Origin of the sequence: Castellaniella denitrificans (assembly GCF_027214045.1) — a bacterium.
Taxonomy (GTDB): Bacteria; Pseudomonadota; Gammaproteobacteria; order Burkholderiales; family Burkholderiaceae_B; genus Castellaniella; species Castellaniella denitrificans_A.
Window position 1 is genome coordinate 17,901 of sequence record NZ_JAPWHE010000007.1, and the last position, 13,340, is coordinate 31,240.

The window sequence follows — 13,340 nt, forward strand, 5'->3', positions numbered from 1 at the left end:
GGACAGATCCATGCAATTCACCACCATCGGCGCGGCCATTGTCGACATCGTCGTGTCCCGCGTCCAGCCCATGCGCGCCGCCAAGCAGGACGTGGAGCACATCGGCCTGTACGCGGGCGGGGGTGCGGTGAACGCCGCGCTGAACGTGGCCGCGCGCGGGGCCCATGTCACCGTCCATGCCTGCGTGGGCCGCGATCTGGAGGGCGACCTGCTGCGGGACATTCTCAGGCGTCATGGCATCCAGGCCGCCATCCCCGATCACGCGCTGCCCACGGGCAAGGCCGTGGTGATGGTGGACGACACCGGCGCGGCGCGCGCCTACGCGCAACGCGGCGCCAGCACCTGGGTCGGGGAACAGGGCTTCCCGGGTCTGGAGGCGGCGGACGTCGTCTATGTGACGGGCCTGTCGCTGGAGTCCCAGGCCTGGCTGGAACAGGCCTTGGCGCGGATGACCGCGTCCCGCCACCGGCTGGTGGTGACGCCCGGCGCGCGCCAGTTGGCCGATCCCCGCGCCCTGCGCGGCCTCTGGGAGCGGGCCGATCTGCTGTGCGTCAACGCCCGCGAAGCGGCCCTGCTGTGCGGCGACGTGTCCCTGGACACGGACGCCCCCGGGCCCGACATCGCCCGGGACCTGGCCCGGCGTCTGCTGCGCCGGCCGGGCCAGGCCGTCCTGGTGACGCTGGGGCAGGGCGGTGCCCTGTTCCATGATGGCGAGCAGGGCCATTTTCATCCCGCGCGGATCGTGGTTCCGACATCCACTATTGGTGCGGGCGATGCCTTCGCGTCCGCTTTCGTCCACGCCTGGGCCGGCGGGGCCGCGCCGATGGAAGCGCTGGCCGCCGCCACCGACAGCGCCGCCCGGGTGATCCAGGTGATTCCCGCCAACCTGGCCGGTCCGCTGCGGGCCTGAGCATCGCGCGGCGAGGCTCGCGCGCCGCCGGCATTCCATATAACCTGGCGTTCTATTGGTATCGCTTGCTGTGCGATCGAATCTGGGAGAATGAAAGATCGCTTCCTTGTTTCCAAAAGGCATCGTCATGAAATCCCTGTCCGTGCGCCTGGGGGCGCTTCTCGTGGCTTTCGGGGCCTCCGCCGCCGCCTGGTCGGCCCAGCCGCTGCTGACGCCGGCCGAGCTCGACGCCGTCCGGCAGCAGCCGTCGGTGCGGGTCATCGACATCCGCCCGCCGGACGCGTATGCCGCCGGCCACATCCCCGGCGCGGTGTCGGCGCCTTATGGTCAATGGCGCGGGCCGGCGGACAATCCCGGCCAACTGCCGCCGCTGGACAGGCTGACGCGGCTGGTGCGCGATCTGGGCGTCGACCAGGGCACGCACGCGGTGGTGGTCTCGTCGGGTGCCGACGGCACCGACTTCGGCGCCTCGGCGCGGGTGTACTGGACCTTGAAATACCTGGGCCTGAAAGAACTGTCCGTCCTGAATGGCGGCTTGAAGGCCTGGGCGGACGCCGGCCTGCCGCGGGACCAGGCGGCGCCCTCGGTCGCCGCGACGGCCTTCGAGCCGAAGCTGGACGAATCCATCATCGCCACCACCGCGCAGGTGGCCGCGCAGGTCGGCAATCCCCAGGTCCGGCTGGTGGACGCCCGGCCGCTGGATTTCTACCTGGGCAAGGTCAAGGCGCCGACGGCGCAGGTGCCCGGCACGATCCAGGGCGCGGTCAATGTTGAAAACGGCCGCTGGTTCAAGCCCGGCACCTCGATCTTCGTCTCGGCGGACGAGGCCCGCAAGATCGCCGCCGAACTCCTGCCCGACCCGAAGTCCGAAACGATCTCGTTCTGCAACACCGGTCATTGGGCGGCCACAGACTGGTTCGCCCTGTCCGAGGTCGTCGGCCAGAAGAACGTGCGGCTGTATCCCGAATCGATGGCCGAATGGTCCCGGGATCCGAACCGGCCGATGGAACACGTGCCCGGCCGGGGCAGCCAGATCCTGGACAAACTGAAGGGCGTGTTCGGCTGAGCTGACGCATGAAACGACTCCCTCTCGCGGTCCTGATCTTTGCGTTCTGCGTCTTTCTCGCCTGGTCGGTGGCTTTGCGCCAGGCGTTGCTGTTCCTGGTCGGCATCGGGCTGGGCGCGGTGCTGGCGGGCGCGCGCTTCGGCTTCACCACCGGATGGCGGCGACTGATCGAGCAGCGCGACCCGTCCGGCGTGCTGGCGCAACTGGTGTTGCTGGCGATCGCGGCGGCGGTGTCCATGCCCCTGCTGGCCGCCTATCCGACCGATCTGGCGGCCGCCCTGGGACCGCCCAGCGTCAGCCTGATTGTCGGCGCCTTCGTCTTCGGCGCCTGCATGCAGGTCGCCGACGGCTGCGGGTCGGGCACCCTGTACAAGGCGGGCCTGGGCATTCCGCTGAACATGGCAATTCTGCCGCTGTTCGCGATCGGCAGCTTCCTGGGTTCGGCCACCCTGGACCGCTGGCTGGCCCTGGGCGCCTTGCCTCCCTACGGCCTGGTGACGCATTTCGGCGCACCCGTGGCGCTGCTGATGACGCTGGCCGGCCTGGCTCTGGTCGGTGTCGGTGTGGTGCGCTGGGCGGGGCGCGCGGCGCCGCTGTGGAACCGCAAGCTGCTGTGGGGCGCCGTGCTGCTGGCGGCGCTGGCGGTCCTGAACCTGGTGATCGCCGGCCAGCCCTGGGGTATTGTCTACGGCTTTGGTCTGTGGGCGGCCAAGGTCGTGACGGCCGCGCACCTGTTCGATCCGTCGGCCAACGCATTCTGGAGCGAACCGGTCAATGCGGCGACGCTCGCGCAGTCGGTTTTTCTGGATGTGACCTCGATCACCAATATCGGTATCCTGGCTGGCGCGCTGTGGGTCGCGGCGGGCAAGCCGGCGGCCGCCGACAAGACCATGAACGGGACGCAGTGGGCCGTGGGCCTGGCCGCCGGCCTGTTGCTGGGCTACAGTTCGCGGCTTGCCTTTGGCTGCAACATCGGCGCCATGGTCAGCGGGATTTCCACCGGCAGTCTGCACGGCTGGATCTGGGTGCCCATGGCTTTCCTGGGGTCCCTGATCGGCGTGCGCGTGCGTCGTCGCTACGCCTTTTAGGAGCCGCCATGCGTGATCGCGACCGTTTTATGTCCGCCGTCTTCTGGATCGTGCTCGTGGGTTTTTTCGCCTGGGACTGGACGCACAGCGCGCCGGTCAACGTGCGCGCCGAACCGCCGCTGATCGCGGCGGGCTCGGGCGTGGCCCCCAGCGGCGGGCATTGCGCCTCGACGTTCTGATCGCTATTTTTCGAGGCGAGTGATGCCCAGCGCCTTGAGCACGTATTTTTCGTAGATCGGCTCCGCAGTGCCCTGCCGCATCTTGCGCATGAAATACTTTTCGAAAGCCGCCTTGGCCAGATGGACCCATTTCCCTTTGATGAACCAGTTGACATTGCGGGGAGGAATCTGGGGCAGCGCCACGAAAGCGGCCCCTGTGTCGCCCATGTCCGCCAGGCAGATGGCGTTCCAGGTGGCTTTGGCGGTCGCCGGTTCGCCCGCCAGATCCGCCGCGATGTTGTGGGCGATGGCGCTGACCATGGTTTCGATCATGTAGCCGGTCTTGGGCGCCCCGGTGGGCACGGGGGTGGTCTCCACCGGCGGAATCGCCACACAGACGCCCGCGGCGAAAATCGCGGGGTATTGTTTGCTGCGCTGGTGTTCGTCGACCAGCACGAAGCCGCGCGGGTTGCATAGGCCGGGTACCGCGGCCACGGCGTCCACCCCCTTGAATGCCGGCAGCATCATGGCCATCTTGAACGGCAGCTCGTGCGCCTTGCGCGCTTCGCCGTTTTCGTCGACCTCGGTGACGAACATCCTGTCGGCTTCCACCCGGGTCGTCCTGGCGTTGACGATCCACCGGATGTCCTGGCTGCGGAAATCGCTCTCGATCATGCCGCGGCTGTCGCCCACGCCCCCCAGCCCCATGTGGCCGACGTAGGGCTCGCTGGTCACAAAGGTCATGGGCACCTGGTTGCGCAGCTTGCGCCGGCGCAGATCGGCCGCGACGATGAAGGCGAATTCATAGGCGGGGCCGAAACAGCTCGCGCCCGGCATGGCGCCGATGACCAGGGGGCCCGGGGACTTCAGGAATTCCTGGTAATCCGCCCACCATGCCTCGGCATGTTCCAGCGTGCAGATGGAATGGGTGTGGCCGTCGATGGGTCCGGCGCCGGGCACTTCATCGAAGGCCAGCTTCGGCCCCGTGGCGATGACCAGGTAGTCGTACTCGATCGATGCGCCGCCATCCAGCGCCAGCGTGCGGGCGTCCGCATCGATGCCCGTCACGCGTTTTGCGATGAAGTCGATGTCTTTTTTCCGCAGTGGCGCTGCGATGTCCAGCGTCACGGCGTCCCGTGTGCGCCAGCCCACGGCGACCCATGGATTGGACGGGACGAACTGGAAATGATCGCTCGCATTGACGACCGTGATCCGGTGTCCGGAGTCCAGCCTTTCCCGGATCTCGTAAGCGGCCGGCAGGCCGCCGAGGCCGGCTCCCATGATGACGATATGTGCCATGGCCCTGTCTCCTTGTATGTGGGGTCATCCGCCACCCTTTTCGGGGCAGCGCGCGCCGGCCAGGACGCAGTTGGCCGAGGCCAGTTCATGCGGGCTCAGGCCCGCGGCCAGCGCTTGAAGTTCCAGCCGGTCGATGACGAGGTCGGCCAGGGCCTGATGGAGATCCAGTTCGGATTGCGCCAGAGCCTGTTCGGCGTCCAGCAGGTCCAGCCGAGTGCGATCGCCCGCCTCGACGCCCAGGCGGGTCGCGTCGCGTCGCGCCGCGCTGGCTTCCCGCGCCTGGCGTAACGCGCGGATGCGGGCCGGCCCCGTGTCCAGGCTCAGCCATGCGGCCTGGGTCCGCAGCTCCAGGCGCTGCTGCGTCGACGCGATCTGGAAGCGCGCGCCATCGCGTTGCGCCAGCGCCTCGCGGTACCGGGCGTCGCGCATGCCGCCCGTGTACAAGGGGATCCGCAATTCCAGGCCGACGGACCATTGCGTCGCCGCGTAGCCCGCGTCTCCGTACTGTCCGGCACCGCTCAGGTGCGTACGGCCCGCCGCGCCGACCAGGCTCAGCGTGGGCTGGGCGATGGCGCGCAGTCCCTCGGCGTGTTCGGCGGCCATGGCCGCGGTCTCCAGCGCCTGGCGCAGTTCGGGGCTGGCCTTGCCGACCCGGTCCAGCCAGGCCGACAGCGGCTGGTCCGGCGGGGTGGTGAGTTCGGGGGCGTCTTCGCGCAGCGGCGCGAGTCCCTTGGCGGGCAGGCCCGAGGCCTGGGTGAAAGCGGACCGGGCGAGCTCCAGCCGTGTGGCGGCCAGATCCACCTGGGAGTCGATCTGACCCAGCCTGGCTTCGGCTTCATGCGTGTCGAGGATGGAAGCGTCTCCTGCCCGATAGCGGGCCCGCGCCTGCGCCAGCAGCCGCTCCACGGCGCGTTTCTGGGATTGCAGCACGTCGAGCCGCCGCATGCCCGTCAGGACATCGAAATAGCGGCGGGCGACGCGCAGCGCGGCCTGCTGTTCGGCAATGGTCCAGGCGGCTTCGGCACGCATGGAGGCATGGCGCAGTTGCCGCGCCTGGGCGTCGCGTCCCAGGTCGATCAGGGGCTGGCGCAGCTGGATGCCGTATTCAGACCGGGAGCCGTTGCGGATCGATGTGTCGAAATCGGCTCCGTCCATGGCGCCTAGCCCGGCCGCCGCGAAGTGGGCGCCCCGGGTCTGGCTTTCCTGGGTCGCTCGCCCCACTGAAGCCTGGGCCTCCAGGGTGGGGCGCCAGAGACTGTCGGCCTGGTCGGCGCGTGCCTGGCCCGCCAGCAGGCCCTGGCGGGCCGCGGCGAGTTCCGGGTCGTGCGTCCGCGCGGCCTCCCAGGCCTGGAGCAGGTCGGTCGCGCCGGCGCCATGCGCGCAGGCCAGCGTCAGCGCGGCCGCCAGCGCGAGCGCGGCGGGATGCGGGCGCCGCCGCTGCGGCGGCCTGTCGGTGCGCGGTGCCATCAGTCGCCCCGACGCGCGCCCAGGCGGTGCATGATGCGCTCCAGCAGGCACCATTTCGTGACGCCGCTTTGCAGCATGTTCAGGCCGACGAACGCCGTGAAGGCCAGCCACCATTGATTGTGGAACCAGGGGCTGGCCGGGGCGCCCAGCAGCAGCGACAGCAGGATGAAGAGGCCCGCGAAGACGCGGACGAGTTGCCAGGAAGTCATGAGGGGTCTCCTTGAGGGATGAGTGTGTGGGCGCGCTTGCGGAAGGCGCTGAAGAACAGGATCGGGATGATGAGCAGCGTCAGCGCCGTGGAGACGGCGATGCCCGAAATCAGGGCGATCGCCAGGCCGCTGAAGATCGGGTCGTCCAGGATGAAGAAGGCCCCCAGCATCGCGGCCAGGCCGGTCAGCAGGATGGGCTGGGCGCGGGTGGCTGCCGATTCCACGACGGCCTGCGCGAAGCCGGACCCTTCGCGCAGACGCATCAGGATGAAGTCCACCAGCAGGATGGAGTTGCGCACGATGATGCCCGCCAGGGCGATCATGCCGATCATGCTGGTGGCGGTGAACTGCTTGCCCAGGAGGGCGTGGCCGGGCATTACGCCGATCAGCGTGAGCGGGATGGGCGCCATGATGATGAGTGGCATCAGATACGATCCGAAGTGCGCGACCACGAGCAGATAGATCAGCAGCAGGCCTACCGCGTAGGCCAGCCCCATGTCGCGGAAGGTTTCATAGGTGATCTGCCATTCGCCGTCCCATTTGATGGCGTAGCCGCCGTAGGCGTCCTCCGGCTGGCGTGTGAAGAATTCCGCCAGCGGCCGGTGGTCCGGGGTGTCCAGCCGGGCCAGGGCGGCGCGCGCGGAGAACATGCCGTACAGCGGGCTGTCGACCTGTCCGGCCATATCGGCGGTGACGTATTGCACCGGGAGCAGATCCTTGTGGTGGATGGGCTGCTCCCGCGTGGTCCGGATTTCACTGATCAGTTCCCCGATGGGGATCATGGCACCGTCCGAGGCCCGGACGGGCAGCCGCAGCAACTCCTCGGGCCGGCCCTGGTACTCGGGCGGCATGCCCAGCACGATGGCCGTGGGCCGGGAATGGCCGTCGCGCAGGATGCCGGCCTGGAGGCCGTCCAGGCCGGCCCGCAGGGCCTGGACGACGGCTTCCTGGGAGACGCCGGCCTGCGCGGCGCGTTCGCGGTCCACGGCCAGCACGATCCTCGGCGCGGTGGCGATGCGGCTGTCGTCGATGTCCACCATGCCCCCGGTCCGCTCGAAGACCTGGCGCACGGCACCGGCCAGCGCCTGGCGTCCGGCCGGGTCGGGGCCGTAGATTTCCGCCACGATGGGCGCCAGGACCGGCGGGCCGGGGGGCACTTCGACGACCTGGATTTCGGCGCCAAGCCGGGCGGCGGCAGCTTGCAGGACCGGCCGGACCCGCATGGCGATGGCGTGACTCTGCGCGTCGCGCCGGGCTTTGTCCACCAGATTGACCTGGATGTCGCCAAGCGCCGGATCGCGCCGCAGGTCGTACTGACGGACCAGTCCGTTGAAATTGATGGGCGAGGCCGTGCCGGCATAGGTCTGGATGTCGGTGACTTCTGGCTGGGCCAGAAGCTGGTCGCCCAATGTCTGCAGCACGGCGTCGGTCCGTTCCAGCGGCGTGCCGGCCGGCATCTTCACCATGACCTGGAATTCGGATTTGTTGTCGAAGGGCAGCATTTTCAGCTCGACCCAGCCCAGGACGGGCATCAGCATCGAGCCCAGGACCAGTGCCAGGACGGCCAGTCCCAGCCAGACCCGGTTGCGCGCGGCGCGAGGGGCCGTCAGGAACGGATCCATTAGGCGCTGGAAGATGCGTTGCGAACGCCCCGGCCCTGCGGGCGGGTGCGGGGCGGCGTGACCGCCCATGCGCATGGCGAGCCATGGCGTCAGGGTCAGGGCGATGCCCAGGGAGATCAGCATCCCCATGCTGGCATTGATCGGGATGGGGCTCATGTAGGGGCCCATCAGTCCCGTGACGAAGGCCATCGGCAGCAGCGCGGCGATGACGGTGAAAGTGGCCAGGATGGTGGGGCCGCCCACTTCGTCCACGGCCATTGGAATGCGGCGCGCGGGGGGGAGATCGGGGCGCAGGCCGGCGTGCCGGTGGATGTTTTCCACGACGACGATGGCGTCGTCCACCAGGATGCCGATGGAGAAAATCAGTGCGAACAGCGAGACCCTGTTCAGGGTGAATCCCCAGGCCCAGGAGGCGAACAGCGTGGCGGCCAGCGTCAGACCGACCGCCAGTCCGACGATGACGGCCTCGCGCCACCCCAGGGCCAGAAGGACCAGCAGGACCACCGACAGTGTGGCGAAGATCAGCTTGTGGATCAGCGTGCCCGCCTTGGCATCGGCGGTGGCGCCGTAATTGCGGGTTTCCGTGACCTGGACATCGGGAGGAATGACGGTGTTGCGCAGTGCTTCCACGCGGCGCATCAGGCCGTTGGCGACATCGATGGCGTTTTCGCCGGGCTTCTTGGTGATCGCCAGCGTCACGGCGGTTTCGGCGTTGCCTTCGCGTCTCGCCGCACGATAGCCGACGTAATGGACGGGAGGCGGCTGGGCTTCGGAGACATGGGCGATCTCGCGCAGGCGTACGGGCCTTGCGCCGCGCCGCGCCACGATCAGTTCGGCGACATCCTCGCCAGTGCGCAGGAACCGGCCGGCGTCCACCGTCAGGCTCCGGTCGCCGACGATCCGGTCGCCGGCGCGCACGCTCTGATTGGCGTCGTTCAGGGCGCCAGCGACATCCTGGATCGTCACGCCCGCAGCGGCCATGCGGCCGGCGTCCAGGTCCACTCGGACCGTGTTTTCGGCGCCGCCGATCAGCCAGACGTCGCGGGTCCCGGGAACGCGCTTGAGGTCGGACTCGATGCTGCGGGCGATCCACTCCAGATCGCGCGGCGAGGCGTGGGCGGCGTGAAGCGTCAGTGTGACGATGGGGACATCGTCGACGCCTCGCGGCTGGACGAGGGGCGGCCGGATGCCGAGACCCTCGGGCAGCCAGCCGGACGATTGCGTCCGCAGTGTGTCGTGCAGGCGCACCAGCGCCTCGGTGCGGGGGATGCCGACCTTGAACTGGACGGTCAGCACGGCTTGGCCTGGCATGGACATGGATGTGACGTGCTCGGTGCCCTCCATGCGCGCCAGAATGCGTTCTCCCGGCGTGGAGATGACCTGTTCGACGTCCTTGGCGGAGGCCCCGGGCCAGGCCACCGTGATCGTCGCCATGGTGACGTCGATCTGGGGTTCTTCTTCCCGGGGCGTGACGAACAGCGCGAACAGGCCGGCCAGCAGCAAGGCAAGCGCGAGCAGGGGCGTCAGGCGGTTGTCCTGGAAAAGGGCTGTGATGCGCCCCGCAATGCCCGGTGTCGTCTTCATCGCGTCAGGCCCTCCGGAGCAAGGAGGCCGGGATTGCGCACGACGGCTTCGCCCGCCTGCAACCCCGCCAGGACCTCGATCCGGCCGCCGTCCGATGGCCCCAGGCGGACCTGCCGCAGACGGGGCGCGCCGTCCGCGCCCAGGACGTAGACGCCGCGCAGATCGGCGTGCCGGACGACGGCCTCGGCCGGTATCCAGAGCCGCGTGCGCGCCGTGCCGTCGAGATCGATCTGAATGCGGACGGGAGTGCCCGGGGCCGGGCCGCGCGCGCCGGGCGGCAGGGCCAGGCGGATGGTGCCCGTCAGGCTGCCGGGATCACGAGCGGGCAGGACCTGGACGGGCAGTGTCGCGGGCAGATCCGGGTAGCCCGGGGGCCATTGAACATGGGCCTGGGGCGCCAGTCGTGCGGCATGGCGCTGGGGGACGGTTGCCTGGATACGCAACGCCCCCGGATCGAAAAGCAGGGCCAACGGCTGGCCGGGCATGACCATATCGCCCGGGTGCGCGTCCAGACGGCTGACCAGTCCGTCATGCGGCGCCAGAATCGTGAAATAGTCGTGATGCGTCTGCGCGGCCCCGGCCTGCGCATGCCGGGCCGCCGCCTGGGCCCGGGCCGTTTCCGCGCGGGCCTGGGCCTGCTGATAAGCGGCCTGGCTGATATAGCGCTGTTCGTACAGTGTCTTGCGGCGCCGCAGCTCGGCCTGCGCCAGGGCGAGCTCGGCGTCCGCTTCGCGGATCAGGGCCTGGGCGGCCTGCTGCGTCTGCCCGGCCTCCCGGCCATCCAGACGCAGCAGCGCCTGCCCGGCGTGGACTTCATCGCCCGCCTGGATGTCGACGGCGGCCACCGTTCCGGCGACCTGGGCGGCGATCGTGGCTTCGCGGATGGCCTGGACCATGCCGTCGAGACTCAAGCGGTCGGGGGCGGTGACGGCACTGACCGGCACCGTGGGCGGAAGGGGCTGCGCCTGGACGGTCAGCGTCAGAAAGGCGCACAGCAGGCCGGACCCCGCTTGACGGATGAACCGGTAGCGGAGCGGACGCATGAGGGCGGGCGGGCATTGTGCGGGCATGGCGTGCATGTTTTCTTGTTGAGCGTCATTCATTTAATGTTATTATTTAATCAAACACGCAAATAGTCAATTAGACATTTAATTGATTGATCAGGATCGGCGGGATACACTCATGGTTCATCCATCAGTTTGTGAGCTTTCTGTAATGGGTCATTTGCCCCCCGAAGTCCTCGAGCCGGTCGCGGCCTATTTTCGGGCCTTGTCCGAACCGACCCGGTTGCATATCCTGAGCTTGCTGCGCCAGGGGGAATACAACGTGGGCGAACTGGCGCAGCAATGCGATTACACGGCGGCGAACGTTTCACGCCACCTGTCCGTGCTGAGGAAGCACGGGCTGGTCGCACGCGAGACCCGCGGCAACAGTGTCTATTATCGGATCGCCGACCCGTCGGTCAATGCCTTGTGCGACCTCGTCTGCGGCAGCATCCTGCGGCAAATCGAACAATCGGCGTCCCAGCGCGCGGCCTTCGCGGCCTTGCGCGCGGGCGCGTCCGATTCCTCTCATGAACTACCCTGACAGGAGTCCCTCATGAAGTTCAACATCGGCACGATCGACCGCATCCTGCGCCTGATTCTCGGCCTCGTTCTCATCCTGCTGGCCGCCAACGGCACCATTGGCTGGTGGGGCTGGCTGGGTCTGGTGGCCGTGGCCACCGCGCTGTTCCGCTTCTGCCCGCTGTATGCGGTGCTGGGCATCAACACCTGTCCGCTGAAACCCAGGGATTAGGGCCCGCCCGCATGCGCGGCGTGACGCCGCGCATGCGCCTGGACGCTAGGATCCGGAGGATTTCCGCGCGTTTCCGCGCGTCGGCAGCATGCGCACCAATGTATCGTCACGCATGAAGTAGTGATGGTAAAGCGCCGCCAGGGCATGCAGGCCGATCAGAAAGTAGCCCAGTGTGCCGAGGGTGCCATGGATGTCTTCCAGGCTGTGGCCCAGCGCCTTGTCAGGCGCTATCAGGGCGGGCCATTCGAAGCCGAAGAACGGCACCGGCTTGCCCTGGGCGCTGAGGGTCAGCCAGCCCAGCAGGGGCGCCGCGATCAGGAACCCATACAGGGCGGCGTGCGTGGCGCGCGACAGCTTGTGCAGCCGGGGAGAGGGAGGCGGAGTGATGGGCGGGGCCCGGAACGTCAGGCGCAGTGTCAGGCGGATGACGGTCAGGCACAGCACGGTCAGGCCGAACATGCCGTGCCACATTTTGATGGCATCGCGCAGGTCGCTGCCTTTGGGGGCCAGCCCGCGCAGTTCGATCAGTGCGTAGAGGACGATCAACAGCGCCAGCGTCAGCCAGTGCGCGGCGATCGACAGGCCATGGTAGCGATGCGTGGGGACGGACATGGGAAGTCTCCGGATCCAAAGAGAGGAGGGCGGGGGCGGCCCCGCCTGCCTGCAGCATAGACCGGAATGGGTGAACGATGGATGAATGCGCCGGATCAGGCGCGTCTCCGGATCAGTACCGTGCCCCAGGCCAGCCCCAGGATCGCGGCCGTCAGCGAACCCACCAGCACGCCCAGCTTCGCCGCGGCCAGCAGGCCCTCGTCGGCGAAGGCCAGCATCGCGATGAAAATCGACATCGTGAATCCGATCCCCGCCAGCAGGCCGATCAGGCACACGCCTCCCCAACTGACACCGGGCGGCAGGCGGCACCAGCCCAGACGGACCACTAGCCAGCTTGCGCCGATCACGCCGACCGCCTTGCCGGCGACCAGCGCCACGGCCACGCCCACCATCACCCATTGAGGGCCGGGCATCGACAGATCCACGCCGGCGAGCGTGACCCCGGCATTGGCCAGCGCGAACAGCGGCATGACGATGAAGGCCACCCAGGGGTGCAGCGCCGTCTGCACGCGCACCACGGGGGGACGCAGTTCCCGCTGGGCCAGGCGCAGCCGCCGGAGCGGTCCGGCCAATTGGCCGGCGCCGGGATCCGGCGAGGTCTTCCGGTCGGGCAGGTCGCCGATCGCGCGCGAGAGCGCATCCAGCGGTTGTTCGCGCATGGGGATCGAGCGCACCGGTGTCAGCAGACCCAGCGCCACGCCGGCCAGGGTGGGGTGGGCGCCGGTGATCAGCAGTCCGCTCCAGACGACCGCGCCGGGGATCACGTAGGCCAGGGCCGAGCCGACGCCGATGCGCTGCAGGCCGAAGACCAGCAGAATGCCCAGGATCGCCACCAGGAAGCCGCCATACTGCAGCCCGCCGGAATAGAAGAACGCGATGATCAGCACGGCGACGATGTCGTCGATGATGGCCAGCGCCAGCAGGAAAACGCGGACGTTGCCCGGGATCGAGCGGCCCAGCAGCGCCAGCACCCCCACCGCGAAGGCGATGTCGGTGGCGGTCGGGACCGCCCAGCCCTGGCGGCTGGCGGGTTCGGCGTTGAGCGCGACGTAGATGAGCGCCGGGACGACCACGCCCCCCAGGGCCGCCGCCATGGGAAGCGCCGCCTGACGCGGATCGCTGAGGGCGCCTTCGTGGATCTCGCGGCGGATTTCCATGCCGACGACCAGGAAGAACACGGTCATCAGGGCGTCGTTGATCCAGAAATGCAGGGATCGTGAAAAGACGAAATCGCCCAGCCCGATGGACAGCGGCGTGTGCCAGAGCGCGTGATAGCCGTCGGCCAGCGGGGAATTGGCCCAGATCAGGGCGCAAGCGGCCGCCAGCAGGAGGATGGCGCCGCTGACGGCTTCGATATGGAGAAAACGCTCGAGCGTGGAGAAAGCACGTTCGGCAAGCAACTGGGCGCGTGGGATTTCTTGCGGCGGTGTGCTGGACATGGTCGCGGTCTTCCTGCGTGGCGGCCCGACCAGCGCGTTGTCCTGTCCCGCCGCACGATGCGGCTAACACCCGGAACAGGACATTCTAC

Annotated in this window: 13 protein-coding genes; 6 read left to right on the top strand and 7 right to left on the bottom strand. The window is 68.6% G+C overall.

The features are described from left to right. Positions 1–10: 10 nt before the first annotated feature. The 4 genes from O4H32_RS10525 to O4H32_RS10540 all read left to right on the top strand — a co-directional run bounded on the left by O4H32_RS10525 (position 11) and on the right by O4H32_RS10540 (position 3,243). Entirely contained in the window at positions 11–910 is a 900-nt protein-coding gene (locus O4H32_RS10525) for a carbohydrate kinase family protein (RefSeq protein WP_269358976.1), read from the top strand. 127 nt (positions 911–1,037) lie between these two features. Continuing rightward, positions 1,038–1,976, top strand: a complete 939-nt coding sequence (locus O4H32_RS10530) for a sulfurtransferase (RefSeq protein WP_269358978.1) — start codon at positions 1,038–1,040, stop codon at positions 1,974–1,976. A gap of 8 nt (positions 1,977–1,984) precedes the next feature. Continuing rightward, on the top strand, positions 1,985–3,064 hold the full coding sequence (locus O4H32_RS10535) for a YeeE/YedE family protein (protein WP_269358980.1): 1,080 nt from the start codon (positions 1,985–1,987) through the stop codon (positions 3,062–3,064). Positions 3,065–3,072: 8 nt separating this feature from the next. Continuing rightward, positions 3,073–3,243: a hypothetical protein gene (locus tag O4H32_RS10540; RefSeq protein WP_269358982.1), complete on the top strand. Its 171-nt coding sequence runs from the start codon at positions 3,073–3,075 to the stop codon at positions 3,241–3,243. A gap of 3 nt (positions 3,244–3,246) precedes the next feature. On the opposite strand, the gene O4H32_RS10545 is transcribed toward O4H32_RS10540, so the two are convergent. The 5 genes from O4H32_RS10545 to O4H32_RS10565 are packed head-to-tail and all read right to left on the bottom strand — an operon-like array spanning position 3,247 to position 10,506. Next, the gene (locus O4H32_RS10545) at positions 3,247–4,521 is read right to left on the bottom strand and encodes an NAD(P)/FAD-dependent oxidoreductase (RefSeq protein ID WP_269358984.1); all 1,275 of its coding nucleotides are present in this window, start codon (positions 4,519–4,521) and stop codon (positions 3,247–3,249) included. Between the two features lie 24 nt (positions 4,522–4,545). Then, complete coding sequence (locus O4H32_RS10550; protein ID WP_269358986.1) at positions 4,546–5,988, bottom strand: TolC family protein; 1,443 nt, start codon at positions 5,986–5,988, stop codon at positions 4,546–4,548. Further along, on the bottom strand, positions 5,988–6,197 hold the full coding sequence (locus O4H32_RS10555; RefSeq protein WP_269358988.1) for a YgaP family membrane protein: 210 nt from the start codon (positions 6,195–6,197) through the stop codon (positions 5,988–5,990). The genes O4H32_RS10550 and O4H32_RS10555 overlap by 1 nt, the downstream gene beginning before the upstream one ends. Beyond that, positions 6,194–9,403, bottom strand: a complete 3,210-nt coding sequence (locus O4H32_RS10560; protein ID WP_269358989.1) for an efflux RND transporter permease subunit — start codon at positions 9,401–9,403, stop codon at positions 6,194–6,196. Before O4H32_RS10560 ends, O4H32_RS10555 begins: the two co-directional genes overlap by 4 nt. Further along, positions 9,400–10,506, bottom strand: a complete 1,107-nt coding sequence (locus O4H32_RS10565; RefSeq protein ID WP_269358991.1) for an efflux RND transporter periplasmic adaptor subunit — start codon at positions 10,504–10,506, stop codon at positions 9,400–9,402. Before O4H32_RS10565 ends, O4H32_RS10560 begins: the two co-directional genes overlap by 4 nt. Positions 10,507–10,618: 112 nt before the next feature. Between O4H32_RS10565 and O4H32_RS10570 the strand changes: the two genes are divergently transcribed. Continuing rightward, complete coding sequence (locus O4H32_RS10570) at positions 10,619–10,990, top strand: ArsR/SmtB family transcription factor (RefSeq protein ID WP_269358993.1); 372 nt, start codon at positions 10,619–10,621, stop codon at positions 10,988–10,990. Positions 10,991–11,002: 12 nt separating this feature from the next. After that, complete coding sequence (locus O4H32_RS10575) at positions 11,003–11,200, top strand: YgaP family membrane protein (RefSeq protein ID WP_269358995.1); 198 nt, start codon at positions 11,003–11,005, stop codon at positions 11,198–11,200. Between the two features lie 45 nt (positions 11,201–11,245). On the opposite strand, the gene O4H32_RS10580 is transcribed toward O4H32_RS10575, so the two are convergent. Together O4H32_RS10580 and nhaA are read right to left on the bottom strand one after the other, a co-directional pair. Then, positions 11,246–11,812, bottom strand: coding sequence for a cytochrome b (locus tag O4H32_RS10580; protein ID WP_269358996.1), 567 nt, complete (start codon positions 11,810–11,812; stop codon positions 11,246–11,248). 95 nt (positions 11,813–11,907) lie between these two features. Beyond that, entirely contained in the window at positions 11,908–13,251 is a 1,344-nt protein-coding gene (gene nhaA / locus O4H32_RS10585; protein ID WP_269358998.1) for a Na+/H+ antiporter NhaA, read from the bottom strand. Positions 13,252–13,340: the final 89 nt, after the last annotated feature.

Bases quoted from the DNA above. Each gene is read 5' to 3' on its own strand.
- O4H32_RS10525 (WP_269358976.1), top strand. From the start codon at position 11: ATGCAATTCACCACCATCGGCGCGGCCATTGTCGACATCGTCGTGTCC.
- O4H32_RS10530 (WP_269358978.1), top strand. From the start codon at position 1,038: ATGAAATCCCTGTCCGTGCGCCTGGGGGCGCTTCTCGTGGCTTTCGGG.
- O4H32_RS10535 (WP_269358980.1), top strand. From the start codon at position 1,985: ATGAAACGACTCCCTCTCGCGGTCCTGATCTTTGCGTTCTGCGTCTTT.
- O4H32_RS10540 (WP_269358982.1), top strand. From the start codon at position 3,073: ATGCGTGATCGCGACCGTTTTATGTCCGCCGTCTTCTGGATCGTGCTC.
- O4H32_RS10545 (WP_269358984.1), bottom strand. From the start codon at position 4,521: ATGGCACATATCGTCATCATGGGAGCCGGCCTCGGCGGCCTGCCGGCC.
- O4H32_RS10550 (WP_269358986.1), bottom strand. From the start codon at position 5,988: ATGGCACCGCGCACCGACAGGCCGCCGCAGCGGCGGCGCCCGCATCCC.
- O4H32_RS10555 (WP_269358988.1), bottom strand. From the start codon at position 6,197: ATGACTTCCTGGCAACTCGTCCGCGTCTTCGCGGGCCTCTTCATCCTG.
- O4H32_RS10560 (WP_269358989.1), bottom strand. From the start codon at position 9,403: ATGAAGACGACACCGGGCATTGCGGGGCGCATCACAGCCCTTTTCCAG.
- O4H32_RS10565 (WP_269358991.1), bottom strand. From the start codon at position 10,506: ATGAATGACGCTCAACAAGAAAACATGCACGCCATGCCCGCACAATGC.
- O4H32_RS10570 (WP_269358993.1), top strand. From the start codon at position 10,619: ATGGGTCATTTGCCCCCCGAAGTCCTCGAGCCGGTCGCGGCCTATTTT.
- O4H32_RS10575 (WP_269358995.1), top strand. From the start codon at position 11,003: ATGAAGTTCAACATCGGCACGATCGACCGCATCCTGCGCCTGATTCTC.
- O4H32_RS10580 (WP_269358996.1), bottom strand. From the start codon at position 11,812: ATGTCCGTCCCCACGCATCGCTACCATGGCCTGTCGATCGCCGCGCAC.
- nhaA (WP_269358998.1), bottom strand. From the start codon at position 13,251: ATGTCCAGCACACCGCCGCAAGAAATCCCACGCGCCCAGTTGCTTGCC.